General features: G+C 68.3%; 22 protein-coding genes and 1 riboswitch. Of the genes, 17 read left to right on the top strand and 5 right to left on the bottom strand.

Annotation, left to right across the window (positions count from 1 at the left end):
- Positions 1 to 13 precede the first annotated feature (13 nt).
- The 5 genes from ACFVAE_RS05560 to ACFVAE_RS05540 all read right to left on the bottom strand — a co-directional run bounded on the left by ACFVAE_RS05560 (position 14) and on the right by ACFVAE_RS05540 (position 5,682).
- The gene (locus ACFVAE_RS05560; protein ID WP_378888856.1) at positions 14 to 1,144 is read right to left on the bottom strand and encodes a cysteine desulfurase family protein; all 1,131 of its coding nucleotides are present in this window, start codon (positions 1,142 to 1,144) and stop codon (positions 14 to 16) included.
- 2 nt (positions 1,145 to 1,146) lie between these two features.
- Positions 1,147 to 1,998: a carboxylating nicotinate-nucleotide diphosphorylase gene (nadC, locus tag ACFVAE_RS05555; protein ID WP_378888854.1), complete on the bottom strand. Its 852-nt coding sequence runs from the start codon at positions 1,996 to 1,998 to the stop codon at positions 1,147 to 1,149.
- Positions 1,995 to 3,593 (bottom strand): L-aspartate oxidase, encoded by a 1,599-nt coding sequence (locus tag ACFVAE_RS05550; RefSeq protein WP_378888852.1) that lies wholly within the window; start codon positions 3,591 to 3,593, stop codon positions 1,995 to 1,997. The genes nadC and ACFVAE_RS05550 overlap by 4 nt, the downstream gene beginning before the upstream one ends.
- A complete protein-coding gene (nadA, locus tag ACFVAE_RS05545; RefSeq protein ID WP_378888849.1) occupies positions 3,590 to 4,909 on the bottom strand; it encodes a quinolinate synthase NadA in 1,320 nt (439 codons plus the stop codon). Before nadA ends, ACFVAE_RS05550 begins: the two co-directional genes overlap by 4 nt.
- 107 nt (positions 4,910 to 5,016) lie before the next feature.
- A complete protein-coding gene (locus ACFVAE_RS05540) occupies positions 5,017 to 5,682 on the bottom strand; it encodes an NUDIX domain-containing protein (protein ID WP_378888847.1) in 666 nt (221 codons plus the stop codon).
- A 194-nt stretch (positions 5,683 to 5,876) separates the two neighbouring features.
- Between ACFVAE_RS05540 and ACFVAE_RS05535 the strand changes: the two genes are divergently transcribed.
- The 17 genes from ACFVAE_RS05535 (at position 5,877) to ACFVAE_RS05455 (ending at position 26,441) form a co-directional block, all read left to right on the top strand.
- Positions 5,877 to 7,214 (top strand): extracellular solute-binding protein, encoded by a 1,338-nt coding sequence (locus tag ACFVAE_RS05535; protein ID WP_378888845.1) that lies wholly within the window; start codon positions 5,877 to 5,879, stop codon positions 7,212 to 7,214.
- Between the two features lie 80 nt (positions 7,215 to 7,294).
- Entirely contained in the window at positions 7,295 to 8,263 is a 969-nt protein-coding gene (locus ACFVAE_RS05530) for a carbohydrate ABC transporter permease (protein ID WP_378888843.1), read from the top strand.
- Positions 8,260 to 9,186 (top strand): carbohydrate ABC transporter permease, encoded by a 927-nt coding sequence (locus tag ACFVAE_RS05525; protein WP_378888841.1) that lies wholly within the window; start codon positions 8,260 to 8,262, stop codon positions 9,184 to 9,186. Before ACFVAE_RS05530 ends, ACFVAE_RS05525 begins: the two co-directional genes overlap by 4 nt.
- Before the next feature lie 230 nt (positions 9,187 to 9,416).
- Entirely contained in the window at positions 9,417 to 11,108 is a 1,692-nt protein-coding gene (locus ACFVAE_RS05520) for an ABC transporter substrate-binding protein (RefSeq protein WP_378888839.1), read from the top strand.
- 44 nt (positions 11,109 to 11,152) lie between these two features.
- The gene (locus tag ACFVAE_RS05515; protein ID WP_378888837.1) at positions 11,153 to 12,148 is read left to right on the top strand and encodes an ABC transporter permease; all 996 of its coding nucleotides are present in this window, start codon (positions 11,153 to 11,155) and stop codon (positions 12,146 to 12,148) included.
- Positions 12,141 to 13,157 (top strand): ABC transporter permease, encoded by a 1,017-nt coding sequence (locus ACFVAE_RS05510; protein WP_378888834.1) that lies wholly within the window; start codon positions 12,141 to 12,143, stop codon positions 13,155 to 13,157. The genes ACFVAE_RS05515 and ACFVAE_RS05510 overlap by 8 nt, the downstream gene beginning before the upstream one ends.
- Entirely contained in the window at positions 13,154 to 14,023 is an 870-nt protein-coding gene (locus tag ACFVAE_RS05505; protein ID WP_378888831.1) for an ABC transporter ATP-binding protein, read from the top strand. The genes ACFVAE_RS05510 and ACFVAE_RS05505 overlap by 4 nt, the downstream gene beginning before the upstream one ends.
- Entirely contained in the window at positions 14,020 to 14,865 is an 846-nt protein-coding gene (locus tag ACFVAE_RS05500; RefSeq protein ID WP_378888828.1) for an ABC transporter ATP-binding protein, read from the top strand. The genes ACFVAE_RS05505 and ACFVAE_RS05500 overlap by 4 nt, the downstream gene beginning before the upstream one ends.
- A 124-nt stretch (positions 14,866 to 14,989) precedes the next feature.
- A riboswitch (glycine riboswitch) is annotated at positions 14,990 to 15,083 on the top strand.
- Positions 15,084 to 15,234: 151 nt separating this feature from the next.
- Entirely contained in the window at positions 15,235 to 16,368 is a 1,134-nt protein-coding gene (gene gcvT, locus ACFVAE_RS05495; RefSeq protein ID WP_378888825.1) for a glycine cleavage system aminomethyltransferase GcvT, read from the top strand.
- Positions 16,365 to 16,742: a glycine cleavage system protein GcvH gene (gene gcvH / locus ACFVAE_RS05490; protein ID WP_378888822.1), complete on the top strand. Its 378-nt coding sequence runs from the start codon at positions 16,365 to 16,367 to the stop codon at positions 16,740 to 16,742. The genes gcvT and gcvH overlap by 4 nt, the downstream gene beginning before the upstream one ends.
- Positions 16,742 to 19,600 carry an aminomethyl-transferring glycine dehydrogenase gene (gcvP, locus tag ACFVAE_RS05485; protein WP_378888818.1) on the top strand — a complete coding sequence of 953 codons (2,859 nt, stop codon included), beginning with the start codon at positions 16,742 to 16,744 and terminating at the stop codon, positions 19,598 to 19,600. The genes gcvH and gcvP overlap by 1 nt, the downstream gene beginning before the upstream one ends.
- Positions 19,601 to 19,768: 168 nt before the next feature.
- Entirely contained in the window at positions 19,769 to 21,427 is a 1,659-nt protein-coding gene (locus ACFVAE_RS05480) for an ABC transporter substrate-binding protein (protein ID WP_378888816.1), read from the top strand.
- 94 nt (positions 21,428 to 21,521) lie between these two features.
- Complete coding sequence (locus tag ACFVAE_RS05475; RefSeq protein WP_378888814.1) at positions 21,522 to 22,448, top strand: ABC transporter permease; 927 nt, start codon at positions 21,522 to 21,524, stop codon at positions 22,446 to 22,448.
- Positions 22,441 to 23,382: an ABC transporter permease gene (locus ACFVAE_RS05470; protein WP_378888812.1), complete on the top strand. Its 942-nt coding sequence runs from the start codon at positions 22,441 to 22,443 to the stop codon at positions 23,380 to 23,382. Before ACFVAE_RS05475 ends, ACFVAE_RS05470 begins: the two co-directional genes overlap by 8 nt.
- Positions 23,379 to 25,058 (top strand): dipeptide ABC transporter ATP-binding protein, encoded by a 1,680-nt coding sequence (locus tag ACFVAE_RS05465; protein WP_378888810.1) that lies wholly within the window; start codon positions 23,379 to 23,381, stop codon positions 25,056 to 25,058. The genes ACFVAE_RS05470 and ACFVAE_RS05465 overlap by 4 nt, the downstream gene beginning before the upstream one ends.
- Positions 25,055 to 25,621: a PH domain-containing protein gene (locus tag ACFVAE_RS05460; protein ID WP_378888807.1), complete on the top strand. Its 567-nt coding sequence runs from the start codon at positions 25,055 to 25,057 to the stop codon at positions 25,619 to 25,621. Before ACFVAE_RS05465 ends, ACFVAE_RS05460 begins: the two co-directional genes overlap by 4 nt.
- Positions 25,622 to 25,640: 19 nt before the next feature.
- Positions 25,641 to 26,441 (top strand): CPBP family intramembrane glutamic endopeptidase, encoded by an 801-nt coding sequence (locus tag ACFVAE_RS05455; protein WP_378888805.1) that lies wholly within the window; start codon positions 25,641 to 25,643, stop codon positions 26,439 to 26,441.
- Positions 26,442 to 26,461: the final 20 nt, after the last annotated feature.

The raw sequence follows: 26,461 nt of genomic DNA, 5'->3' as shown, positions 1-26,461 counted from the left end.
TCGTTCCTCCTGCTCAACGACCGGACACGGATGCGGCGGAGTCGGCCACCAGTGCCGCAAGGGCCTCGGGCTGTTCCAGCGGCGCTCGTCCGAACGTGAAACGGACCGAGGTCTGGGCGACGACCGGATCGATGCCGCAGGCCACGAGCACGTGCGAGGGTTCGTCGCTGCCGGCGGCACAGGCCGATCCGCTCGACGAGACAACGCCCCGGCGCTCCAGCTCGAGCAGCACGGCCTCGCCGCTGATGCCGCCGAACGTGAAGCTGGCGGTGGCGGGAAGACGGTGATCCGGGTCGCCGGTCAGCGACGACTGCGGCACGAGTCGCAGCACCTCTGCGATGAAGGTCGCGGTCCGCTCGCGGACGAGGTCGGCTGACGCCGCGCGTTCCGCCTCTGTGAGCTCGACCGCCACGGCCAGCCCGACCGCTGCCGCGACGTTCTCCGTGCCGGAGCGTCGTCCGCGCTCCTGACCGCCGCCGTGCAGCAGCGGCTCGAGCGGCACCTTCCCGCGCACGGCGAGGGCGCCGATGCCCTTCGGCGCACCGAGCTTGTGCCCGGCGATGGAGATCGCATCCGCTCCGAGACCGGTCAGCGGCAGCCAGCCGGCCGACTGGACGGCGTCGATGTGCAGCGGGATCGCCCTTCCGCCCGCTCCGAGCCGCACCGCGATCCCCGCGACGTCCTGCACGGTGCCGATCTCGTTGTTCGCCTGCCCGAGCGACACCAGTGCCGTGTCCGGCCGCACGGCCCCGGCGACGGCGTCGGGCTCGACCCGCCCCGTCGCTGTCACGGGCAGCAGCGTCACCTTGACATCGTGGAAACGTTGCAGGTACGCCGCCGACTCGAGGATCGATTCGTGCTCGATCGGCGTCGTGATCAGGTGCCGGCGGCCGGATGCCAGCACGATGCCCTTCACGGCCAGGTTGTTCGCCTCCGTGCCGCCCGAGGTGAACGCCACATCGCCCGCCCGCATGCCGAGGACGGCGGCCACCCGCGAACGCGCATCCTCGAGCGCCCTGGCCGCTGCCTCGCCGACGGTGTGGTGGCTGGACGGATTGCCGAACACGCCGCCCAGATACGGCGCCATCGCCTCGAGGACTTCGCGACGCACCGGCGAGGTCGCGGCGTGATCGGCGTAGAGCATCGTCAGGAGATCCGGATGTCGAGGCCCAGGTCGAGTGCCCGCGCCGAGTGCGTGAGCGCCCCGACCGAGATGACCTGCACACCGGATTCGGCGATCGCGCGCACGGTGTCGAGGTTCACTCCGCCGGATGCCTCGGCGATCGCCCGTCCGTCGATCAGTGTCACCGCATCGCGCAGCTGCTCCGGCGTGAAGTTGTCCAGGAGCACCGTGTCGGCGCCGCCGTCGAGCACGGCGGCGATCTGATCGATCCGGTCCACCTCGACGACGACGTGCGCGGTGTGCGGGAGCAGCTCCCGCGCCGCGCGCAGGCCGCTCGCCAGGTCGCCACCGTCCCGGGTGAGAAGTGCAAGGTGGTTGTCCTTGGCCATCACGGCGTCCGACAGGGAGTACCGGTGGTTGTGCCCGCCACCGCTGACCACCGCGTGCCGCTCGAACGCGCGCAGTCCCGGGGTGGTCTTGCGGGTGTCCGCGATGCGCACACCCGTCCCGGCGACCGCGTCGACGTACGCGGCGGTCAGCGTCGCGATCCCGCTGAGGCGCTGCGTGAAGTTCAAGGCGACCCGCTCCGCGGTGAGGATGCCGCGTGCAGGTCCCGTGACGGTGGCCAGCACGTCACCCGCGGTGAAACTGTCGCCGTCGGCGACGTGAAGGTCGACGGCGATCGTGGGGTCTGTGAGGGCGAAGGCAGCGGTGAACACCGCTCCTCCGGCGAGCACGCCGGGCTCACGCGCGACGAGATCGGCTGTGGCGCGGGCGTCCGCCGGGATCAGGGAAGCGCTGGTGAGGTCGCCCCACGGCGCATCCTCTTCGAGAGCGGCGGAGACGACGCGTGTGAGGGTGGCGGGGGTGATCATCGGGCTCCGATCAGGGCGGGTTCCAGGAAGTGCGCACCGACCGAGACCGGTCGGGCGAGCGCGGCGGACGCGGTGGTCTCGCCGAGGAGAAGCAGGTTCGCGTCCTCGTGCTCGCGGACGGTGAGGGGCCGATGCTGCCGTGCACGCCAGCCGCGGATCGTGTCGAGCGCCTCGGCGAGGCCCTCGGTCGTGCGGAGCAGTCCGACCTGGTCCCACATGAGCTGCTGCAGCGCGGTGCGGGTGAACGGCGTTTCGTCTGGCTCCTCCTTCGCTTGCTCAACGACCGGAACCATCGCCCCCAGGTCGTTGAGCGAGGAGCGCAGAGACGAGACGAAACGCCGCGACCCCAGCGCCTCGACCGCCCGCGCCGCGAACACCGCGCCCTCGAGCAGCGAGTTCGACGCCAGCCGGTTCGCGCCGTGCACGCCGGTGCGCGCGACCTCACCGACGGCGAACAGCCCGGGGATCGAGGTGCGTCCGTCGACGTCGGTGGCGATGCCGCCCATCAGGTAGTGCTCCGCGGGGGTCACCGGGATCGGCTCGCGCGACCAGTCCAGTCCGCGCTCGCGCACGACCCTGTCGATCGTCGGGAACCGCTCGGCGAGTCGTGTCGCTTCGAGCGCCGTGGCATCCAGCCGCACCGGCACGCCGTCGGCGGCCTGCTGCCGCGCGATCGCCCTCGCGACGACGTCGCGTGGTGCGAGCTCGCCGTCGGGGTGCGAGTCGAAGGCGAACCGCCGCCCCGCGGCGTCCCGCAGCACCGCGCCCTCGCCCCGCACCGCCTCGGAGACGAGGAACGGATCACCCACGGCGAGCATCGTCGGGTGGAACTGCACGAACTCCAGGTCGGCGACCGCCGCCCCGGCGCGCAGCGCGGCCGCGATCCCGTCCCCGGTCGCCCCGATCGGATTGGTCGTGTGCCGGTACAACTGCCCCGCCCCGCCGGTCGCGAGGATGACGGCATCCGCCCGCAGCATCCGATCCCGTCCGTCGCGCAGCACTCGGATGCCGCGGCATCCGCCGTCCTCGATCACGAGGTCTGTCAGGAACGCGTGCTCGAGGACGGCGATCCCGCGGGACGGATGCGGGCCGGATGCGCGGATGCCGGCCGAACCGGGGGCGGCTCCGCCCGCATCCGCCGTGCCTGCCTGCATCCGTGACAGGGGTGGCTGCGTGGTGCGCACCTGCGCGACCAGCGCGGCCGAGATCGCGGCGCCGGTGGCGTCGCCGCCGGCGTGGGCGATGCGCGGATGCGAGTGCGCGGCCTCCTGACCGCGTGAGAGCGCGCCGTCGGCGGTGCGGTCGAACGGCACGCCTCGCGCTTCGAGTTCGGCGATGCGGGCCGCGGCATCCGCGACGAGCGCGTCGACGGCGAGCGGATCCGACAGTCCTGCGCCCGCGATGTGCGTGTCCGCGGCGTGCAGCGCGGCGGAGTCGTCAGGGCCGTACACGCCGGCGATCCCGCCCTGGGCGAGGGGCGTGCTGCCGCCGCCGAGCGCGTCCTTGACGACCAGCGTCACCGCGTGGCCGGCCTCGTGGGCGTGCAGCGCTGCGGTCAGACCGGCGATGCCGCTGCCGACCACGATCACGTTCATGCGCTGGCCGCCCCCGGGCGTGCGGCCAGCATCCGCTCCAGCGAGAGGCGCGCGGGTACCGCGACGTCGTCCGCCACCTCGATGCGGTTCACGGTGCGCCCGGCGACGAGCTCCTCGAGCACCCAGGCGAGGTATCCGGGGTGGATGCGGTACATCGTCGAGCACGGGCAGACGACGGGGTCGAGGCAGAAGATCTCGTGCTGCGGATGCTGCGCGGCGAGGCGCCGCACCAGGTTGATCTCGGTTCCGATCGCGAACGTCGTGGGCTCGGTGGCCTCTGCGATCGCCCGACGGATGTAGGCCGTCGAACCGGCCTCGTCCGCGGCGTCGACGACCTCCATCGGGCACTCCGGGTGCACGATCACGCGCACATCGGGGTGCTCGGCACGCGCCTGGTCGATCTGCGCGGTGGTGAACCGGCGATGCACTGAGCAGAAGCCGTGCCAGAGCAGCACCCTGGCATCCTGCAGGTCACCGGCGGTCGACCCGCCGAGGGGCTTGCGCGGGTTCCACAGCGGCATCTGCTCGAGGGGGACGCCCATCGCCTTCGCCGTGTTGCGACCCAGGTGCTGATCGGGGAAGAACAGCACCCGGCGTCCGCGCGCGAATGCCCATTCCAGCACGGTCCTCGCATTCGAGGAGGTGCACACGATGCCGCCGTGCCGCCCGACGAAGCCCTTGATCGCGGCCGAGGAGTTCATGTACGTCACGGGCACGACCGGGACGAGGCCGTCCGCGTCCGGCTGGTCGAGGGGGCCGTACACGTCGGCCAGCTGCTCCCAGCAGTCCTCGACCTGGTCGATGTCGGCCATGTCGGCCATGGAGCAGCCGGCGGCGAGGTTGGGCAGGATCACCGCCTGGTCGGGGCGGGAGAGCAGGTCGGCGGTCTCGGCCATGAAATGCACGCCGCAGAACACGATCGCCTCGGCCTCGGGGCGGTCGAGCGCGGCCTGTGCGAGCTGGAACGAGTCGCCCACGTAGTCGGCGTGCCGCACGACCTCCTCGCGCTGGTAGAAGTGGCCGAGCACGACGACCCGGTCACCGAGGGTCTGCTTCGCGGCGCGGATGCGGGCGTCCAGCTCGTCCTCGGACGCCGCCCGGTATGCGGCGGGCAGCTCGCCCTGGTGCGGCGCGCCGGTGGGGATCACATCGCCCATGGACGAGCCGGGGCCGTAACCGGGACGGGAGTCGAAGTCCCAGGGGCCGGCCGCGAGATCGGTCGCGCAGGTCTCCTCGGTGGAGGCGCCGGAGACGATCAGTCGCAGCGCGTGGTCGACGGACGGGTCGAGCGCGGGGAGGGGGAGTGCGGTGTGCATCGGGGTCGCCACCTTCTGGTCATATAGACACTTACTGTGGGAACAGATTATGTCGACATGACCAGAAGTGCAATCGGCATGACGCCGCCGCACGACGGATGCCCGGCTCAGGCCTCGCGGCTTCGCCGGTACAGCCGTGCGGGGCGGTGCTTGCCGGTGCGGAACGAGTCTGTCGGCACCAGCTCGTCGGTGCCCTCCAGAAGGCGGCGGAAATTGGAGGGGTCGAGGCGGCGGCCCAGGACGGCCTCGTACACCTCACGCAGCTCGGTGAGCGTGAACTCGTCGGGCAGCAGACCCGCGGCGATGCGGCTGTAGCCGACCTTGTTGCGCAGCCTGTCGAGCGCGTATTCGGCGATGCGCCGGTGGTCGAAGGCGAGATCGGGAAGGGCGTCCACGTCGAACCACTCGACGTTCTCGGGCGCCCCTGCCGTCGAGCGCTGCGTGTCGACCAGGTCCGAGCGCAGCAATGCCCAGTACACGATCGAGACGACGCGGGTGGGGGAGCGGTCGACGTCGCCGAAGGTGTACAGCTGCTCGAGGTAGCTCGGCGTCAGGGCGGTGGTCTCCGCCAAGGTCCGCGAAGCGGCGGTGTCCAGGTCCTCATCGACCTCGAGCCAGCCACCGGGAAGCGCCCAGACCCCGCGGTGCGGGTCCTGCGTGCGGCGCACCAGCGGCACCATGAGGCGGTCCCCGTCCGGCGCTGCGCGCAGCGAGAAGATCACCGTCGAGACGGCGACGCGGATGGCGTCGTCCTCGGTGCTTCTCGCTCTCACACCACGAGCCTATGGGGTGGTGGCGCCGGGGCTGAGCAGCCTTCGAATCCGAAACGTTACTTCGCACGGCGGATCGGCCTTTGACACGCGCGGGGAATTTGTTAGGTTACTGTCCTAACAAACCTCCACCAACGGGACCGACTCCCCGATGAGCCGCCCCACTCTGCAGTGAAGCACTGAGAGGAAGTACAGGAATGATCCGTAACGGCAAGCGCAGCATCGCGCTCACCGCACTCGCTGGGGCATCTGTCCTCGCGATCGCGCTGACCGGATGCTCGAGCAACGACAACGGCGCAGGCGCCGCTGCCAGCGGCTTCGACGCCAAGGGTGCCAAGAACCAGGACATCACGTTCTGGGTCATGGGTGGCGACACCCCCCAGGAAGCACGCGACTACCTGGTCAAGGAGTACAAGGCGGCCACCGGTGGCGAGCTGACCATCCAGCAGCAGGACTGGACCGATGCGCTCACCAAGCTGACGAACCAGCTGCCCGACGCGAAGAACACCCCTGACGTCACCGAGATCGGCAACACCTGGTCGCCGACCTTCACCACCGCCGGCGCCTTCGCCGACCTGAGCGGCATCTACCAGGACCTCGGCGGCGACGACCTGCTGAAGTCGTTCGTCGACGTCGGCACGGTCGACGGCAAGCAGTACGCGCTGCCCTACTACTTCGGCTCGCGCTACATCACCTACCGCAAGGACATCTGGAAGGCAGCGGGCCTCGAGGTCCCCTCGACTCTCGAGGAGTTCAACGCCGACGTCGCCAAGCTGAAGACCGCGGGCCAGTCCGGCTTCTACATCGGCGGCCAGGACTGGCGCAACGGCGTCTCGTGGGTCTTCGCCAACGGCGGCGAGCTCGCCGAGAAGGACGGCGACAAGTGGGTCTCGACGCTGTCCAGCGAGAAGACGCAGACCGGCCTGAAGCAGTTCCAGGAGCTGTTCACGAGCGCTTCGAACGCCCCCGCCACCGAGGATGACTCCACCCCGTGGGTGAACATCAACAACGACAAGGACGGCGCCGCCCCCACCGCTGCGACGATCATCGCACCCGGATGGGCGCACTGGTCGGTCGGTGACTACAAGGGCGACGACGACAAGGGCAACGAGAAGCGCGAGTGGAACGACGCCACCTTCGGCGTGTTCCCGCTGCCGGGCGTCGAGGCCGGCACCGTCGCACCGGTCTTCGCGGGCGGCTCGAACATCGCCATCTCGGCGAAGAGCACCAAGCAGGCCGGCGCCAAGGAGCTGCTGCGCATCGTCTTCTCCGAGGACTACCAGAAGCTGCTGGCCAAGAACGGCCTTGGTCCGGCGAACACGAAGTACGTCGCCGACCTCGGCACGGACCAGTTCGCCAAGGCGCTCGTCGACTCGGCGCTGGGCTCCAAGCTGACCCCGGCCGCACCGGGCTGGGCCGCCGTCGAGGGTCAGAAGATCCTCGAGGAGTTCTTCGGCAAGATCGCCGAGGGCGGCGACACCTCCTCCCTCGCGAAGGAGTACGACAGCAAGATCAACGGCATCATCAACGGCTGATGCCCCTCGCGGGGGCCGGGCATGCGCCCGGCCCCCGCACCGTCGTCACCTCCCCTTCCAGAGACGGGTTTCGCGATTCCATGACATCCACCGCAGTCCCCACGCAGGCGTCCCCGAAGCACGCGCCGCCGAAGCAGGCGCCTCCGACCGGCGCGCGACGCAGGAACTGGGCTCCCTACGCCCTGATCACCGGCGCGGTGCTCGTGCTCGTGCTCGGCATGGGGTACCCGGTCGGGTGGCAGATCGTCACCTCGTTCCAGAAGTACGGCGCCCTGCAGCAGCTCGGCGGCAAGGCCCCAGATTTCGTCTGGTTCGACAACTACATCGCCATTGCGCAGAACCCCACGTTCTGGCAGGTCACCTTCCGCTCGGTGCTCTTCTGCCTGGTGACCGCCTTCGTCACCGTCGTGGTCGGCGTGCTGATGGCGCTGCTGATGACCAAGGTGCCCGCCGCATTCCGGTTCACCCTGCAGATCGCTCTGCTGCTGGCCTGGGCCATGCCCGTGATCGCCGCGATGACCGTGTGGATCTGGCTCTTCGACCGCCGCAAGGGCGTCGTCAACTACCTGATCAATCTGCTCCCCGGCGTCGACATCGGAAACTTCAACTGGATCGGTACGACGCCGCTGCTGTTCTTCATCGTCGCGGCGATCATCATCACCTGGATGTCGGTGCCGTTCGTCGCGTTCTCGGCGTACGCCGGCCTGACGCAGGTCTCCGGCGAGGTGCTCGAGGCCGCCCAGCTCGACGGAGCCGGTGCGTTCCAGCGGTTCCAGCACATCATGTACCCGGTGCTCAAGCCCGTCATCGCGATCGTGCTGCTGCTGAACCTGATCTGGGATCTGCGCGTGTTCGCGCAGATCACGCTGCTGCAGGACGCCGGTCCCAAGTCGACGGACTACGACCTGCTCGGCACCTACATCTACAAGACCGGCGTGGCCGGCATGGACTTCGGCGGGGGAGCGGCGATGTCGATCTTCGTCCTCGCCATCACGATCGCGCTGAGCTGGTTCTACGTGCGCAGCCTCATCAAGGAGGAGACCCAGTGACCACTGCAGCAGACACGGCCGTCGTCGCCGAACGACTGGCGAGCGCCCGCCCCGCCAAGGACGCCGCACCGGTCGATCGCATCCCGCGCAGGCGCCGCCGGTTCAAGGCATCCACCTGGCTGCTCAGTGCCCTCGCGCTGATCCTCGCCGTGGCGTGGGCCTTCCCGGTGTACTGGATGATCAACTCGTCCATGCTCTCGGCGGCGACCCTGGAGTCGCGGACTCCGACCTTCCTCCCGATCGGAGGCACGTTCAACAACTTCAAGAACGTGCTCACCCCGGCGTTCTTCTCCGCTCTGGGGGTGAGCGTCTCGGTCACGCTGCTCTCCGTGGCGGTGTGCCTGGTCTTCGCGTTCCTCGCGGCCATCGCGATCAGCCGGTTCAAGTTCAAGGGCCGCGTCACCTTCATCGTGACGATCCTGCTCATCCAGATGCTGCCCGCCGAGGGCCTGTTCATCGCGCAGTACAAGATGATGTCCAGCCTCGGGCTGCTCAGCAATGTGCTGGGGCTCAGCATCCTGTACGTCGCGGCCGTGGTGCCGTTCACGATCTGGATGCTGCGCGGCTTCGTCGCAGGCGTGCCGGCGGAGCTCGAGGAAGCCGCGATGATCGACGGCCTCAGTCGCACCCAGGCATTCATCCGCATCACCTTCCCGCTGCTGGCTCCGGGTCTCGTGGCCACCGGTGTGTTCGCCTTCCTGCAGTGCTGGAACGAGTTCACGGTCGCGCTGGTGATCATGGAGAACAACCGCACACTGCCGCTCTGGCTGCGGGGCTTCGTGCAGCAGAGTCAGACCGAGGCGATCAACTGGGGGCAGGTGATGGCGGCATCCGCGATCGTCGCGATCCCCGTGATCATCTTCTTCGTGATCGTTCAGGGTCGCATGACCAGTGGCCTGGTGGCGGGAGCGGTCAAGGGCTGACGCCCCGATCCGACAGGTCCGAGGACCGCTTGTGCGCCGTGCGCACAGGCGGTCCTCGTCGTGTTCTGCGGGTCTCGATGCCGAGTCCGAAACGTTATCCAAAACCCCGCCGCAAGCCTTGTTCCCGCCCCGAAGGGTTTGTTAGGTTGCTGTCCTAACAAACCCATTCGGGATTGCCCTCCATGACGGAGGCCGCCCCTCCTGCAAAGCAGCACCGAGAGGAAAACAGAATGAGTCGTAAAGTCGCGCGCAGCATCGCGATGACAGGAATCGCTGGGGCATCCGTCCTCGCGCTCGCCCTGACCGGCTGCTCGCCGAGCAGCAACTCGGGGGACAAGTCGGGTGCCGACGCCGTCCTCCGTGTGCAGGCCGGCACCCAGCCGCCCGTCGTGGCGAACTTCAACCCGTTCGCGCCCACGGTGCTCAGCGGCACCAACGGTCCGATCTACGAGCCGCTGTTCTTCTTCAACAAGACCGCGGACGACAAGCCCACCGGAATGCTCGGCGACTCGTTCGAGTACAACGAGGACGGCACCGTGATCACGGTCAAGCTCAAGTCCGGCCTGAAGTGGTCCGACGGCGAGCCGCTGACGGCCAAGGACGTGGCCTTCACGTTCAACTACGCCGCCAACAACCCCGAGGCCAACGGCCTGGTCTCGGCCGAGGCCAGCGACGACACCACCGTCGTGCTGACCTACAACACGCCGCAGTACACCACCGAGTTCGCCCGCATGGGGTCGACGCTGATCCTGCCGGAGCACATCTGGAAGGACATCACCGACTTCGCCGCGTTCGCGAACGAGGAGCCGGTGGCCTCCGGGGCCTACGTGGTCGACAAGGTCTCCAAGGAGTCGTACACCTTGAAGGCGAACAAGTACTTCCGCGACGCCGACAAGCTCGGCGTCAAGAAGGTGCAGTACATCGCGATCGACAACAACCAGACGGCGCAGGACCTGCTCACGGCGGGCAAGCTGGACTGGACCGGCATGTTCATCCCGAACCCGGACAGCGTCACCAAGAACGGCATCATCTCCTGGATCAACACCCCCCAGGACCCGACGGTGCTGTACACCTGCTCCAACGCGGATCTGGGCTGCACCGGCCCGCAGACCGACGTCGCCGTCCGCCAGGCGCTGAACGTCGCCATCGATCGCGGCACCATCGACGAGAAGGCGTTCGTCGGCATGACGGGCAAGATCTCGCCGACGTTCGCACTGCTCCCGCGTGACGAGAAGTGGGTCGCCGACCCCGCCAACGAGGTCAGCCCGCAGGACCCGGACGCCGCCAAGGCGGGCGAGATCCTCGAGGCCGCCGGATACACCAAGGGCGGAGACGGCATCTACGAGAAGGACGGCAAGAAGCTCGAGCTCGACCTGGTCTCGGTCGACGGCTGGACCGACTACAACGACGCGGCGAAGCTGATCGAGGAGCAGGCCGCGAAGGCCGGCATCAAGGTCACCGCGTCGACCGTGCAGTGGGACGCGTTCTCCGACGCTCGCCAGACCGGCAACTACCAGCTGATCATGGGCGGCGTCGTGGGCACCTCGGTGGCCGACCCGTTCCAGATCTACCGTGACTGGTTCGGCGGCACGAAGGTGGCCTCGACCTCGAAGGTGGGCGAAGAGGTCCCGCCGGGCCGCTGGAACTTCAGCCGCTACAACAACCCGAAGGTCGACGCGGCGATCGAGGAGGCCATCGGCACCAACGACGAGGCCAAGCGCAAGGAGATCTACGCGACGATCCAGACCGAGATCGTCCGTGACCTGCCGTACATCCCGATCGTGATCAACGCCACGCAGACCTTCTACAACTCGAAGGACTACACCGGCTGGCCGACCGAGGACGACCTGTACGCCTTCCCGCCCTCCTGGGGAGCCGTCTCGTCGGGCTACGTCCTGCAGCACCTGCAGCCCAAGAAGTGATCGCTGAGTGAGTCCGTGGAAGCAGGAAGTCTGAAGGTATCGGAATGAAGTTCTATCTGAGAAGGATCGGGTTCTATGCGGTGACGCTGTGGGCCGCGATCTCCCTCAACTTCCTGCTTCCGCGGCTGATGCCCGGCAACCCCGCCGACATCATGATCGCCAAGATGCAGCGGGCGGGGCAGGACGTGTCGGAGGACACGATCCGCAACATCAAGCAGCTCCTCGGCGGTGACGACACGCCGATGTGGGAGCAGTACCTGAACTACTGGAACCAGATCCTGCACGGCGATCTCGGGGTCTCGGTGGTCGCATACCCCGAACCCGTCACCAGCCTGATCGGTGCGGCCCTTCCGTGGACTCTGCTCCTGGTCGGCACCGCGACCGTCATCTCATTCGTCCTCGGCGTCGGCCTCGGCGCGTGGGCCGGCTGGAAGCGCGGCACCTGGGTGGACAACATCATCCCGGCGACCACGATCCTGCAGTCCATCCCGTACTTCTGGATGGCGCTCATCCTGGTCTCCGTGTTCGCGGTCGGACTCGGGTGGTTCCCCATCTTCGGCGGCTACGACGTCTTCACCTACCCGGACGGGCCGGAGTGGACCTGGGCATTCTTCCAGGACGCCCTGGCGCACGCCGTCCTCCCCGCCATCACGATCGTGATCAGCTCTGTCGGCGGCTGGCTGTTCGGCATGCGCAACATGATGGTCTCCACGCTGTCCGAGGACTACATCGTGACGGCCGAGGCCAAGGGCCTGCGCCCGCGCCGCATCATGGGCATGTACGCCGCCCGCAACGCCGCCATCCCCTCGATCGCCGGCTTCTCGATCACGCTGGGTTTCGTCGTGGCCGGATCGATCGTGATGGAGCAGGTGTTCACCTATCCCGGCGTCGGCCGCCTGATGTTCCAGGCCGTGATCTCGAAGGACTACGCGCTCATGCAGGGCGTGTTCCTGGTGATCACGATCGCCGTGCTCGCCGCCAACTTCTTCATGGATCTGATCTACGGATTCGTCGACCCGAGAGCGCGCCAGAATGTCTGACACCCAACTGAGCAGAGAAGTCGAGGACGCCGCGCTGCCGATCGGCGTCGTCGACCCCGCGACCGTCGAGCAGCCCAGCACGATCTCGCTCGCCACGAAGCCGAAGGGCAGGCCGCGCGGCGGATTCCGCGCCATGCTCCCCACGATGACGCCGAAGCTGATGGTGGGGATCATCCTGGTCGTCTTCATCCTGCTGCTGGCCGTCTTCGGCCCGTTCCTGGTGCAGGACCCGACCGACTCGGGCAACCCGGCGCTGCAGCCGCCGTCGTCGGAGCACTGGCTGGGCACCACCAAGCTCGGTTACGACGTCGTCGCGCAGCTCGCCTACGGCGCGCGCGGTTCCCTGCAGGTCGGGCTCATCGCCGCGGCCATCGCGATCATCCTGTCGCTGATCTTCGGCGTTCTGGCCGGCTATCTGGCCGGCTGGGGTGAGGACGTGCTGGCGCTGATGACGAACATCATGCTCGTCATCCCGGGCCTGCCACTGGTCATGGTCATCGCCGCGTTCGCGACGAACCGCAGCTGGCTGCTTGTCGCGGTCGTGCTCGGCATCACGTCCTGGGCGGGAGCGGCATACGTGCTGCGCCTGCAGACGAGATCGCTGCGCACCCGGGACTACGTGTCCGCCGCGCGGGTGGCGGGCGAGAAGCCCTTCCGGATCATCCTCGTCGAGATCATGCCGAACCTGCTGCCGCTGCTGACCGCGCAGTTCCTGTTCGCGATCATCTTCGCGATCCTCGGCGAGGCGGGCCTGGCCTACCTCGGTCTCGGACCGACCGACGGCATCACCTGGGGCACCATGCTCAACGAGGCGCAGTCCGGGCAGGCGCTCGGACAGGGCGCGTGGTGGTGGTTCGTGCCCCCGGGCCTGCTGATCGCGACGCTGGGCTGCGGCCTCGCACTGATCAACTTCGCCATCGACGAGATCATCAACCCGAAGCTGCGCAACGCCCCCGCGGCGGCCCGCAGCGTGCGCAAGGCCGCCAAGACGAAGGGGGTCACGGCATGACCGCCGCTCAGCCCGAGGCCGTCCTGACGGCCCGGAACATCTCGATCGAGTACGAGGTCGACCCTCCGGTCAAGGCGGTCCGCGACGTGTCCCTCACGCTGCACCGCGGCGAGATCCTGGGACTGGCAGGGGAGTCCGGGTGCGGCAAGACCACACTGGCCTACGGCCTGACCCGACTGCTGAAGGCGCCCGCGCTGATGACGGGCGGCGAGATCGTGTTCCACGATCGCGCAGGCACCGACATCGACGTCGTCGCTCTCGCCGCCGACGGCCTGCGGGCCTTCCGCTGGGACAAGGTGTCGATGGTGTTCCAGGGGGCGATGAACTCGCTCAACCCGGTCATCAGCGTCCGATCGCAGATCTACGACATCTTCGACACGCACCGGCCCGGCATGTCCAAGGCTGCGAAGAAGGAGCGCGCCGAGGAGCTGCTCACCCTGGTCGGCGTGGATCCGAAGCGCCTCTCCAGCTTCCCGCACGAGCTGTCCGGCGGCATGCGGCAGCGCATGATGATCGCCATGGCCCTCGCGCTCGATCCGCAGGTGATGATCATGGACGAGCCCACCACCGCGCTCGACGTCGTCGTCCAGCGCGGCATCATCCGCGAGATCATGCGACTGCGCGAGAAGCTCGGCTTCGCGGTGATCTTCATCACCCACGACCTGCCGATGCTGATCGAGATCAGCGACCGGATCGCGGTCATGCTGCAGGGGCAGATCGTCGAGTTGGGCACCGCGGAGGACATCTACCGCAGCCCGCAGCACGACTACACCAGACGACTGCTGTCCAGCTTTCCCAGTCTGCGCGGCGAGCGCGGCGACTTCGTGCGCACCGGCAGTCAGCCGAGTCAGGAGCAGGTCCGATGACCGATCAGGCGAAGCCCACCCTCGAGGCGCGCCATCTCGTGAAGGACTTCACGCTGCGCTCGGGGCTGAAGACCTCGAAGCTGCACGCGGTGAAGGATGTGTCGTTCACCCTGGAGGCGGGCAGGACGATCGCACTGGTCGGAGAGTCCGGCTCGGGCAAGTCCACGATCGCGCGCATGCTGATGAAGCTGGAGAAGCCCACCTCGGGCGAGATCCTGCTGAACGGTCGCGCCAGCGGGAACCACGGCGGGGAGCTCGAACGCTACCGCTCCGATGTGCAGATGGTGTTCCAGGATCCCTTCGCCTCGCTCAACCCGTTCCACACGATCGTGCACCACCTAGAACGGCCGCTGAGGCTGCACCACCCCGAACTCTCGGGCAGTCAGGTGCGCGAGCGCGCCCTCGAGCTGCTCGAGCGCGTGCGGCTCTCGCCTGCGGAGCACTTCGCGGACCGCCGTCCGCACGAGCTCTCCGGCGGCCAGCGCCAGCGCGTCGCGATCGCCCGCGCGCTCGCACCGGGTGCGCGCTTCATCGTGGCGGATGAACCGGTGTCGATGCTCGACGTGTCGATCCGGCTCGGCGTGCTGAACCTGCTCGCAGACCTGCAGCGCGAGGACGACCTGGGCGTGCTCTACATCACCCACGACCTGGCCACGGCCCGGCACTTCAGCGACGAGATCATGGTGCTCTACCACGGTGACGTCGTCGAGCGCGGCCCGGCGGACAAGGTCATCCTCGACCCGCAGCACGACTACACGAAGACGCTGCTGGGCGCCGCTCCCGACCCCGAGAACCTCGGCCGCCTTCGAGACGAGGTGCGTCGGGAACTCGCCGGCGCCTGACGGCAGACGCCGACACAGACCCCCGCCCGCGCACCGGCCCCTTGGTGTGCGCGGGCGGGCACTATCACAGGCATCCGAGCCGGTATGCTTGGTGGCTGCAGTGCCACAACAGAAAACTGGCCGCACGACGCGTGCGGGAGAGCCCGGTGCAGGAAGCCGGGCACCGAAGGAGCAAGCCTCCCCGCCAATCTCTCAGGTACCCCCACCGCTCGCGTCCGGCCGCTCTGAAAAGCGATGCGCACGCATCCGCCGACGGTGAAAGCCCCACGCTGCTGATACAGCGAAGGGGGCGAAGCTCTCAGGCCCATGACAGAGGGGGAGTTCACAGGACACGGTGATCCGCCGTGCCGCCCGACAACGGGAGAACTCATGACCGATGCCCGCTACACCCCGCTCCGCTCGCGCCACGAGGCGCTCGGGGCGTCCTTCACCGACTTCGGCGGCTGGCAGATGCCGGTGCGCTACACGTCCGATCTGGCCGAGCACCACGCGGTGCGCCAGGCCGCCGGTGTCTTCGACATCTCGCACATGGCCGAGTTCACCGTCCAGGGCGCGCAGGCGGGGGAGTACCTCGACTACGCACTCGCGGGCCGGCTCTCCGCCCTCGCGAACGGCAAGGCGAAGTACTCGCTGCTGCTCGCCGAGGACGGCGGCATCATCGACGACGTCATCGTCTACCGGCTGGACGATGACGACTACCTGATCATCTCCAACGCGGGTAACCGCGAGCACGTCAGCGAGGCCCTCTCCGCTCGTGTGGACCGGTTCCTGAGCGAGCGGAGCGAGACGAAGGGCGACGTCGTCGTCGCGGATGTCTCCGACGACTACGCGCTGATCGCCGTGCAGGGCCCGAAGGCCGAGACGATCGTCTCCGCGATCGCCGGACTCGACGATGTCAGCGTGCCGTGGGAGGAGCAGAAGTACTACGCGTGGGCCACCGCGACCTTCGCCGGCACGCCGGTGCTGGTCGCCCGCACCGGTTACACCGGCGAAGACGGCTTCGAGCTGCTGGTCGCCGCCGCAGACGCCGAGGCGATGTGGGACGCCGTGCTCGCCGCCGGCGAGCCGCACGGTCTGGTTCCCGCCGGCCTCGCCGCGCGTGACACGCTGCGCCTCGAGGCGGGCATGCCGCTGTACGGCCACGAGCTGAACCGTGAGACCAAGCCCGCGCAGGCTGGTCTCGGCCGCGTGGTGGTCACCGCCAAGGAGAGTTTCGTCGGCAAGGGCGCGGTGGACCCGGCAGCGGACGCCGCGGTGCTGATCGGTCTGGCCGCCGAGGGCCGTCGCGCCGGCCGCGCCGGCTACGCGATCGTGCTCGAGGACGGCACCGCCGTCGGCGAGATCACCAGCGGTGCCCTGAGCCCGACCCTCGGGCATCCCATCGCCATGGCTTTCGTGGCACCCTCTTACGCAACGGGTGAGACCCCGCTGTTCCTCGATGTGCGCGGGACGAAGATCCCCGCGACCGTGACCGCACTGCCTTTCTACCGGAGGACGAAATGACCGATCTGACCACCCTCAAGTACAGCGAAGAGCACGAGTGGGTCGCCCTCGAGGGCACCGTCGCGACCGTCGGCATCACCGACTTCGCCGCTGACGCGCTCGGCGACATCGTCTTCGTCGAACTGCCCGCCGTCGGCACCGAGCTGAGCCGCGGCGACGTGTTCGGCGAGGCCGAGTCCACCAAGTCGGTCTCCGAGCTCTACGCTCCGGTCGCCGGCACCGTCACCGAGATCAACGACGCCGTCGTGGACGACCCGGCGCTGCTGAACTCCGAGCCCTTCGAGGGCGCCTGGCTGATCAAGGTCGAGGTCGCCGAGGGCGCCACCGACGGCCTGCTCGACCGCGACGGCTACGTCGCCGTCACGGGGGCCTGATGGTCTCGTTCGCCGACCGCCACATCGGGCCGGATGCCGGGGACCGCGGGCGCATGCTCGATGCGCTCGGCGTCCTCGGGGACGACCCGATCGATGCGCTGATGCGCCAGGCCGTGCCCGGCACCATCTTCACCGAGCCCGCTGCCGAGTCCGTCATCCCGGTCGCGGCGTCCGAGGCCGAGGCGCTCGCCGAGCTGCGCGCTCTCGCGAGCCGCAACACGGTGAACCGCGCCATGATCGGGCTCGGCTACTACGGCACCATCACCCCGAGCGTCATCCAGCGCAACGTGCTGGAGAACCCGTCCTGGTACACGGCGTACACGCCGTACCAGCCGGAGATCTCGCAGGGCCGCCTGGAGGCGCTGATCAACTTCCAGACCATGGTGTCCGACCTCACCGGGCTGTCGACCGCGAACGCGTCGATGCTCGACGAGTCCACCGCCGTCGCCGAGGGCATGCTGCTGGCGCGCCGCGCCTCGAAGTCGAAGTCCTCGGTCTTCGTCGTCGACGCCGACGCGCTGCCGCAGACCAAGTCGCTGCTGCGCACCCGCGCCGACGCGGTGGGCATCGAGCTCGTCGAGCGCGACTTCGCCGCGGGCGAGGAGCTGCCGGAGGAGCTGTTCGGCGTGTTCGTCCAGTACCCCGGCGCATCCGGTCTGGTCGCCGACCCGACCGGAGTCATCGACGCCGCGCACGTCGCGGGCGGCCTCGCGGTCGTCGCCGCCGACCTGCTCGCGCTCACGCTGCTGCGCTCGCCGGGCTCGCTCGGCGCCGACGTCGCAGTGGGCACGACCCAGCGCTTCGGCGTGCCGATGGCGTTCGGTGGACCGCACGCCGGCTACATGGCGGTGCGCGCTGGTCTCGAGCGTCAGCTGCCCGGCCGTCTCGTCGGCGTCTCGCAGGACGCCTCCGGCTACCCCGCATACCGTCTCGCACTGCAGACCCGTGAGCAGCACATCCGCCGTGAGAAGGCGACCTCGAACATCTGCACCGCTCAGGTGCTGCTGGCCGTCATCGCCTCGATGTACGCGGTCTACCACGGCCCGGACGGGCTGAAGGCGATCGCGCAGGAGGTCGCGGCCAAGGCGTTCCTGCTGAAGTCCGAGCTGGTGAAGGCAGGCGTCGAGGTCGTGCACGACGCGTTCTTCGACACCGTGCTCGTGAAGAAGACGGATGCCGCTGACGTGGTCGCCCGTGCGCACGAGGCCGGCATCCTGCTGCACCTCGCCGGTCCGGACGCCGTGAGCGTCTCGGTCGACGAGACGACCACGCTGGAGGAGGTGCTGCGCGCGGCGAGCCTGCTCGGAGCATCCGGCGGTGCGTTCGGCTTCGCCGGCGGTGCGAACGCGCTGCCCGAGGCCCTGCTGCGCTCGGACGAGTACCTCACGCACCCGGTCTTCCACGCGCACCGCTCGGAGACCGCCATGATGCGGTATCTGAAGCAGCTCGCCGACCGCGACTACGCGCTCGACCGCGGCATGATCCCACTCGGCTCGTGCACGATGAAGCTCAACGCGGCGACCGAGATGGCGGCCATCACCTGGCCCGAGTTCGCGCAGCTGCACCCGTTCGCGCCCCGTGAGGACGTCGAGGGCTCGCTCGAGATGATCGACCAGCTCGAGGCGTGGCTCGCCGAGGTCACCGGGTACGACGCGGTCTCGCTGCAGCCGAACGCCGGCTCGCAGGGCGAGCTCGCCGGCCTGCTCGCGATCCGTGGCTACCACCACGCCAACGGTGACGAGCACCGGACCGTGTGCCTCATCCCGTCGTCCGCGCACGGCACGAACGCGGCATCCGCCGTGCTCGCCGGCATGAAGGTGGTCGTCGTGGCCACCGACGAGCTGGGCAATGTCGACCTGGACGACCTGCGCGCGAAGATCGAGGCGAACTCCGCCGAGCTCGCCGCCCTGATGATCACCTACCCCTCCACGCACGGCGTGTACGAGGAGCAGGTCACCGACATCACGGCGGCCGTGCACGCGGCCGGCGGCCAGGTGTACGTCGACGGCGCGAACCTCAACGCGCTGCTCGGCTACGCGCGCTTCGGCGATCTGGGCGGTGACGTCTCGCACCTCAACCTGCACAAGACCTTCGCGATCCCGCACGGCGGCGGTGGCCCTGGCATCGGCCCGGTGGCGGCCAAGGCGCACCTCGCGCCGCACCTGCCGGGGCACCCGCAGGCGCAGAAGACTGAGCACGCGGGCGGATACGTCTTCGACGGCGGTCCCGTCTCGGGCGCTCCGTACGGTTCGGCCGGTGTGCTGCCGATCTCGTGGGCGTACGTGCGGATGATGGGCGCGGCCGGTCTGCGCGAGGCGACCGCGGCAGCGGTGCTCTCGGCGAACTACATCGCCGCTCGTCTGGCCGACCACTTCCCGGTGCTCTACACCGGTGAGAACGGCCGCGTCGCGCACGAGTGCATCCTGGACCTGCGTCCGCTCAAGGAGGCCACCGGCATCACGGTCGACGACGTCGCCAAGCGACTCATCGACTACGGCTTCCACGCGCCGACCATGTCGTTCCCCGTGGCGGGCACGCTGATGGTCGAGCCGACCGAGTCCGAGGACCTGGGCGAGCTGGAGCGGTTCATCGAGGCCATGATCATGATCAAGGCCGAGGCGGATGCCGTGGCAGCGGGCACCTGGCCCGCCGACGACAACCCGCTGGTGAACGCGCCGCACACCGCCGCCTCGCTGATCGCGGGGGAGTGGACGCATGCGTACACCCGTGAGCAGGCCGCCTACCCGGTGCACGCTCAGATCGCGACAAAGTACTGGCCGCCGGTGCGACGCATCGACAACGCCTGGGGCGACCGCAATCTGGTGTGCGCCTGCCCGCCGATCGAGGCCTTCGCCTGATCGGCCTCATCACTATCGGAGTTCCGCCCCGTCGCGCCATGCGACGGGGCGGAATTCGGTTAAGGCTGGATAACAGTTGTCCTCGAAAGCTTCCGCGGGAACGTACAATCGATCCATGCCGTGCTCGAGGCTGAGCGCGGACTTGCCCGAGTCCATAGGAGGACACAAGTGAAGCGCAAGAAGATCGCACTCGCGAGTGCGGCACTGCTGGCGACGAGTGTTATCGCACTCGCCGGATGCACCTCAGGGTCCAACCCGGAACCGACCAAGGGTGGATCCGACGCCAACGTCGACAAGACCGCCATCATCAAGACCAACGGCTCCGAGCCGGAGAACCCGCTGATCCCGACCAACACCAACGAGGTCGGCGGCGGCAAGATCCTCGACTCGATCTTCGCCGGCCTCGCCTACTATGACGGCGACGGCAAGCTGGTCAACGACATGGCCGACGAGATCAAGGTCGACAGCCCCACCACGCTGACGATCAAGCTCAAGAAGGGCCAGAAGTTCACTGACGGCACCGACGTCAAGGCCGACAACTTCATCAAGGCGTGGAACTGGGGCGCCCAGCTGTCGAACAAGCAGCTGAACCAGTCCTGGTTCGCCGACATCGTCGGCTACAGCGACAAGGCCGACTCCGAGCTCACCGGTCTGAAGAAGGTCGACGACCAGACCTTCACGATCGAGCTGTCCACCCCGGTCGCGAACGACTTCGCCACCCGTCTGGGTTACTCGGCGTTCTACCCGCTGCCCGACGTCGCCTTCGGCGACATGGCCAAGTTCGGTGAGAACCCGATCGGAAACGGCCCCTACAAGCTGGCCGGCGACGGCGCGTGGCAGCACGACGTGCAGATCGACCTGGTCAAGAACGACGACTACAAGGGCGACCGCAAGGTGGAGAACGGTGGCCTGACCATCACGTTCTACGCCTCGTTCGACGCCGCGTACGCCGACCTCCAGGGCGGCAACGTCGACGTGATCGACCAGATCCCCGAGTCGGCGCTCGCCACCTACCAGGACGACCTCGGCGACCGCGCGGTCAACCAGCCCGCTGCGATCTTCCAGTCGTTCACCATCGGTGAGCAGATCAAGCACTTCTCGGGCGAAGAGGGCCAGCTGCGTCGTCAGGCGATCTCGATGGCCATCAACCGCGACGAGATCACCGACAAGGTCTTCAACGGCACCCGCACCCCGGCGGTCGACTTCACCTCCCCGGTGATCGACGGCGGCGGCGAGAAGCTCGACGGCGGCGACGTGCTGAAGTACGACCCCGACAAGGCGAAGGAGCTGTGGGCCGAGGCCGACAAGATCTCGCCGTGGTCCGGCAAGTTCGAGATCGCCTACAACTCCGACGGCCCCCACCAGGTGTGGGTCGACGCGGTGACCAACTCGATCAAGAACACCCTCGGCATCGACGCCGGTGGCAAGGCCTACGTCGACTTCGCCACCCTCCGTGCCGCGGTCAACGCTCGTGGCGCTGACGGCAAGCGCACCATCCAGACCGCGAACCGTTCCGGATGGCAGGCCGACTACCCGTCGCTGTACAACTTCCTGTTCCCGCTGTACGCGACCGGCGCCTCGTCCAACGACGGCGACTACTCCAACGCGGACGTCGACAAGGACCTCGCCTCGGGTGCGGCCGCGTCCGACGAGAAGGCGGCCCGCGCCGACTACACCAAGGCCCAGGAGCAGCTGCTCAAGGACCTGCCGGCCATCCCGCTCTGGTACCAGAACGTGAACGGCGGCTTCAGCGAGGACGTGCAGAACGTCAAGTTCGGCTGGAACTCCGTGCCGCTCTACTACGAGATCACCAAGTCGAAGAAGTAAGCACTCGGTAAGGCACGTCATGAGGCGGCGACTCGAAACGGTCGTCGCCTCATGACGTGCCAAGAGTGCCTTCACCTCCAAGAAAGGAGAGTGGATGTTTTCCTATATCCTTCGGCGAATCCTGCAGTTGATCCCTGTCTTCCTCGGGTCGACGCTGCTCATCTACGCCCTGGTCTTCGCGATGCCGGGAGACCCCATCGCGGCCCTGTTCGGCGACAAGCCGCCGGCCCCCGCCCTGCTTGAGGCGATCCGAGCCGAGTTCCACCTGGATCAGCCGTTCTTCGTGCAGTACTTCTACTACATGAAGGGCCTGCTCACCGGCGACATGGGCACCACCTTCTCCGGGCAGTCGGTCAATGAGGTCCTCGCCCGGACACTGCCCGTCACCGCTCGCCTGGCCGTGATGGCCATCGCGATCGAGTTCGTGCTGTCGATCATCATCGGCACGATCTCGGCACTGCGCAAGGGCAAGGTCGTCGACAACGTCAACCTCGTCATCTCGCTGATCTTCCTCGCCATGCCCATCTTCGTGATGTGCTTCCTGGCCCAGTACTTCCTGGCGATCAAGCTCGGCTGGTTCCGGCCGACGGTCGGCGGCCAGAACGACTGGGGCGACCTGTGGCTCCCCGCCATCGTGCTGGGTCTCAGTCTGTACGCGACCAGCATGCGGCTGATGCGCGGCACGGTCATCGAGACGCTGAACCAGGACTGGGTGCGAACCGCCTACAGCAAGGGACTGCCGAGCTACCGCGTGCTGCCCGTGCACGTGCTGCGCAACTCCCTGATCCCCGTGATCACCAACTCCGCGACGAACTTCGGCGTGCTGCTCGTCGGCGCCACCGTCACCGAGTACATCTTCAACATCCCAGGAGTCGGCAACGTCCTGTTCCACGCGACCCTCAAGCACGAGGGGCCGACGATCGTGTCGTTCGTCACGATCTTCGTCGTCATCTACGTGCTCGTGAACCTCGTCGTGGACCTGTTGTACGGCCTTCTCGACCCGAGGATCCGTTATGTCTAATCAGCACCCAACGCGCTTCGTCGCGCAGGTCACCGCTGCGCAGCCCGCCACCGATGCGGTCCGCGTGCAGGGCAAGCCCTCCAACCTCTGGCGCGACGCCTGGCACGACCTGCGTCGCCGTCCGCTGTTCTGGATCTCGATCGGCATCGTGGCCGTGATCCTGCTGATGGCCATCTGGCCGACGCTGTTCACCCAGACCCCGCCGAACAACGACTGCCAGCTGGCGAACTCGAACGGCGGACCCGAGGCGGGGCATCCGCTCGGGTTCACGTTCCAGGGCTGCGACATCTACGCCCGCATCGTCTGGGGCGCGCGCACGTCGCTGACCGTCGGCCTGCTGTCGGCGATCATCGGCTCGGTGATCGGCCTGATCATGGGCGCGTTCGCCGGCTACTACGGGGGATGGCTCGACTCGCTGCTGTCGCGCATCGGCGACATCTTCTTCTCGATCCCCTACATCCTCGCCGCCGTCGTCGTGATGACCGTGTTCTCGGAGTTCCGCAACGTGTTCACGCTCTCGTTCGCGATCGGCGGGTTCGCCTGGGCAGCCACCGCGCGCGTCGTGCGTGCGGAGGTGCTGAGAATCCGGCAGTCCGAGTTCATCACCGCATCGCGGGCGCTCGGGCGCGGCAAGTTCTCCACGCTGCTGTACCACGTGATGCCGAACTCGATCGCTCCGCTGCTGGTACTGGCGACGCTCTCGATGGCCGCCGGAATCGTCGCCGAGGCGACGCTGACCTTCCTCGGCGTCGGTCTTCCCGACGGCGTCATGTCGTGGGGCCGTGACATCAGCGATGCGCAGCGGTCGCTGCGCATCGCACCGGAGTCGCTGATCTACCCGTCGCTCGCGCTCACCATCACAGTGCTCGCGTTCATCATGCTCGGCGAGCTCGTGCGAGACGCCATGGATCCGAGGGCGAGGGCCAGCCGATGAGCTACGAGGCGAACATCGAACAGCCGCCGCTGCTCAGCATCCGTGACCTCAAGGTCGCGTTCCGCGGGCAGGACGGCGAGCGCGAGGTGCTGCACGGCGTCAGTCTGGACATCTTCCCCGGCGAGACCGTGGCGATCGTGGGGGAGTCCGGTTCGGGCAAGTCCACCACCGCGGCCGCGATCGTCGATCTGCTCCCCGGCACCGGCAAGGTCACCGGCGGGTCGATCACGATGGACGGGCGCGAGCTCACGAATCTCGGTCGCCGCGCCATGGAGGAGATCCGCGGGCGCGACATCGGCTTCGTCCCGCAGGACCCGATGTCGAACCTGAATCCGGTGTGGAGCATCGGCTTCCAGGTGAAGGAGGCGATCCGCGCGAACGGGCTGTCCCGCAGCCGGGCCGACACCAAGGCGCGCACGATCGAGGTGCTCAAGCAGGCCGGCCTTGCCGACGCCGAGCGCCGTCTGCACCAGTACCCGCACCAGTTCTCGGGCGGCATGCGCCAGCGTGCGCTGATCGGCATCGGCCTCGCGGCCGACCCGAAGCTGCTCATCGCCGATGAGCCGACCTCGGCACTGGATGTCACGGTGCAGCGCGTGATCCTCGATCACATGGCGTCGCTGACCCGTGACCGCGGCACCTCGGTGCTGCTCATCACGCACGACCTCGGGCTCGCCGCCGAGCGCGCGTCGAAGATCATCGTGATGAACCAGGGTGAGATCGTCGAGTCCGGCCCCAGCCGCGAGATCCTCGAAGATCCGCAGCATCCGTACACGAAGCGACTGGTCGCCGCGGCACCGAGCGTGGCGTCGCAGCGCATCCAGGCCGAGGTCGAGGACCGCGGTGTGGCGCATGCGGAAGAGCTGACCGGCACCACGATGGTCAAGGTGGAAGGGCTCACGAAGGACTTCAAGATCCGGCAGGGCAACTTCCGCAGCGAGCTGTTCCGCGCGGTCGACGACGTCAGCTTCGAGATCCCTCGCGGCAAGACGCTGGCTCTGGTGGGCGAGTCCGGTTCGGGCAAGACCACGGTCGCGCGGATGGTGCTCCAGCTGGAGTCGCCGACCTCGGGCCTGATCGAGGTCGGCGGTGAGGACGTCTCGCACCTGTCCAATGCGCAGGCGTTCCGGCTGCGGCGTCGTATGCAGCCGGTGTTCCAGGATCCGTACGGATCGATGGACCCGCTGCGCAACATCGGCAACACGATCGCCGAGCCGCTGCACATCCACGGGGTCGGTGACCAGGCGTCGCGGCGCGAGCGGGTGCTGGAGCTGCTCGACCAGGTGGCGCTGCCGCCCGAGCTGGCGACGCGTTACCCGAACGAGCTCTCCGGTGGACAGCGGCAGCGCGTGGCGATCGCCCGCGCACTGGCGCTCAAGCCCGAGGTCGTCGTGCTCGACGAGGCCGTCTCGGCGCTCGATGTGCTGGTGCAGGCCCAGATCCTGCGCCTGCTCACCGAGCTGCAGACCGAGCTCGGCCTGACCTACCTCTTCATCACGCACGACCTCGCGGTGGTGCGTGTCTCCAGCGACCTGGTGTGCGTGATGGAGAAGGGCAAGCTGGTCGAGCAGGGCACGGTCGATGAGATCTTCGCCAACCCGCAGCAGGAGTACACGGATCGCCTGCTGCAGGCGATCCCGGGAGCCTCGATTCCGCTCGGCGGTGCCGGGGCGTGACCGATTCCGAATCGCCGGTCGGCGTGCGGACGTTCCGCACGCCGACCGGCATCGTCGCGTTCTTCGCCGCCGCGGCGCTCGTGCTGTTCCTGCTGGGCGACGCGGTGATCCGCGGCAGCTGGTCGCTGATGCTCCTGATCGCGCCGTGGCCGCTGCTGGCGCTGTGGGTGATCTACGAGGCATCCGCGGCGTCATCCGTGCGCGTCGACGACGCCGGCGTCGTGGTGCAGAACATGCTGCGCCGCACCTCGTTCGGGTGGAAGCGCCTGCGCAAGGCGGACTTCCGCTGGCAGCTGGAGTTCCTGCTCGACGATGACTCGAAGGTCACCGCGATGGGCGGCCCGGCGCACGCCCGCGCGCGCCGGCAGACCCAGCGCGAGCGCGAGGTCGAGGGCGTCAAGGTCCCGGCCGGCGTGCGGGCGCTGGCGGAGATCCAGGAGCGGCAGTCGCTGGCGGATGCCACGGCCGATGCTCCGATCCGGCGCACCTGGGACTGGCCCGCCGTGATCGCCTTCGCGGTGATCGCCGTCTGGGCCGTCATCGCCGTGCTGCTCACCCGCTGACCCGGCGTAGCATCGGCACGTGACCGCCGCCCCCACACCCCCTGTCCCGGCGAAACCGGATGAGGGGCCCGCCCGCCTGTGGTGGGAGATCGCGATCGTGCTGGCTCTCGGGCTGGGGCAGTCGGCGATCTACTCGATCGTGCAGCTGGCCTACCGGCTGACCGACTCCACTCCGCTGGCCGACCAGACCGCGACGCTGAACCCGTCGCGCAGCGACCGCGAGGTGTTCGACTTCATCTACCAGGTGCTGAGCATCGGGTTCGGGATCGTGCCGGTGCTGCTGGTCTGCTTCCTGCTCTGGCAGAACCGCCGCCCGCACCTGGGCAGGCTGGGGCTGGACGGCACACGGGTCGCCGGCGACACCGGACGAGGCATCCTTCTGGTGCTCGCGATCGGCATACCGGGGATCGGGCTGTACCTCGCGGGCCGTGCGCTCGGCCTCTTCGTCGCCGTCGACCCCGGGGGCCTGTCGGCGCACTGGTGGACTGTGCCGATCCTGCTGCTCTCGGCGGCGCGCGCCTCGATCCAGGAGGAGTTCGTGGTGCTCGGCTACCTGTTCGCCCGGTTGAGACAGCTGGGCTGGGGCACCTGGTCGATCATCATCGCCACCAGCATCCTGCGCGCCAGTTACCACCTGTACCAGGGGCCGGGGGCGTTCGTCGGCAACCTCGCGATGGGCCTGCTGTTCGGATGGCTGTTCTCGCGTTCCGGCAGGCTGCTGCCCTTCCTCGTGGCGCACTTCCTGATCGACGCGACGGCCTTCGTCGGGTACCCCTGGGCGGCCGCGACATGGCCCGCGCTGTTCGGCCTGCCCGGGTGACACGCCCGGACTCGGGAGCC

It is taken from the genome of Microbacterium sp. NPDC057659 (assembly GCF_042799915.1).
Taxonomy (GTDB): Bacteria; Actinomycetota; Actinomycetes; order Actinomycetales; family Microbacteriaceae; genus Microbacterium.
Note: the sequence above shows the minus strand (reverse complement) of the source record. Positions and strands in the feature narration are given on the sequence as shown.

Bases quoted from the DNA above. Each gene is read 5' to 3' on its own strand.
- ACFVAE_RS05560 (WP_378888856.1), bottom strand. From the start codon at position 1,144: ATGCTCTACGCCGATCACGCCGCGACCTCGCCGGTGCGTCGCGAAGTC.
- ACFVAE_RS05470 (WP_378888812.1), top strand. From the start codon at position 22,441: ATGTCTAATCAGCACCCAACGCGCTTCGTCGCGCAGGTCACCGCTGCG.
- gcvH (WP_378888822.1), top strand. From the start codon at position 16,365: ATGACCGATCTGACCACCCTCAAGTACAGCGAAGAGCACGAGTGGGTC.
- ACFVAE_RS05535 (WP_378888845.1), top strand. From the start codon at position 5,877: ATGATCCGTAACGGCAAGCGCAGCATCGCGCTCACCGCACTCGCTGGG.
- ACFVAE_RS05465 (WP_378888810.1), top strand. From the start codon at position 23,379: ATGAGCTACGAGGCGAACATCGAACAGCCGCCGCTGCTCAGCATCCGT.
- ACFVAE_RS05515 (WP_378888837.1), top strand. From the start codon at position 11,153: ATGAAGTTCTATCTGAGAAGGATCGGGTTCTATGCGGTGACGCTGTGG.
- ACFVAE_RS05510 (WP_378888834.1), top strand. From the start codon at position 12,141: ATGTCTGACACCCAACTGAGCAGAGAAGTCGAGGACGCCGCGCTGCCG.
- gcvP (WP_378888818.1), top strand. From the start codon at position 16,742: ATGGTCTCGTTCGCCGACCGCCACATCGGGCCGGATGCCGGGGACCGC.
- nadC (WP_378888854.1), bottom strand. From the start codon at position 1,998: ATGATCACCCCCGCCACCCTCACACGCGTCGTCTCCGCCGCTCTCGAA.
- gcvT (WP_378888825.1), top strand. From the start codon at position 15,235: ATGACCGATGCCCGCTACACCCCGCTCCGCTCGCGCCACGAGGCGCTC.
- ACFVAE_RS05520 (WP_378888839.1), top strand. From the start codon at position 9,417: ATGAGTCGTAAAGTCGCGCGCAGCATCGCGATGACAGGAATCGCTGGG.
- ACFVAE_RS05550 (WP_378888852.1), bottom strand. From the start codon at position 3,593: ATGAACGTGATCGTGGTCGGCAGCGGCATCGCCGGTCTGACCGCAGCG.
- ACFVAE_RS05505 (WP_378888831.1), top strand. From the start codon at position 13,154: ATGACCGCCGCTCAGCCCGAGGCCGTCCTGACGGCCCGGAACATCTCG.
- ACFVAE_RS05500 (WP_378888828.1), top strand. From the start codon at position 14,020: ATGACCGATCAGGCGAAGCCCACCCTCGAGGCGCGCCATCTCGTGAAG.
- ACFVAE_RS05475 (WP_378888814.1), top strand. From the start codon at position 21,522: ATGTTTTCCTATATCCTTCGGCGAATCCTGCAGTTGATCCCTGTCTTC.
- nadA (WP_378888849.1), bottom strand. From the start codon at position 4,909: ATGCACACCGCACTCCCCCTCCCCGCGCTCGACCCGTCCGTCGACCAC.
- ACFVAE_RS05530 (WP_378888843.1), top strand. From the start codon at position 7,295: ATGACATCCACCGCAGTCCCCACGCAGGCGTCCCCGAAGCACGCGCCG.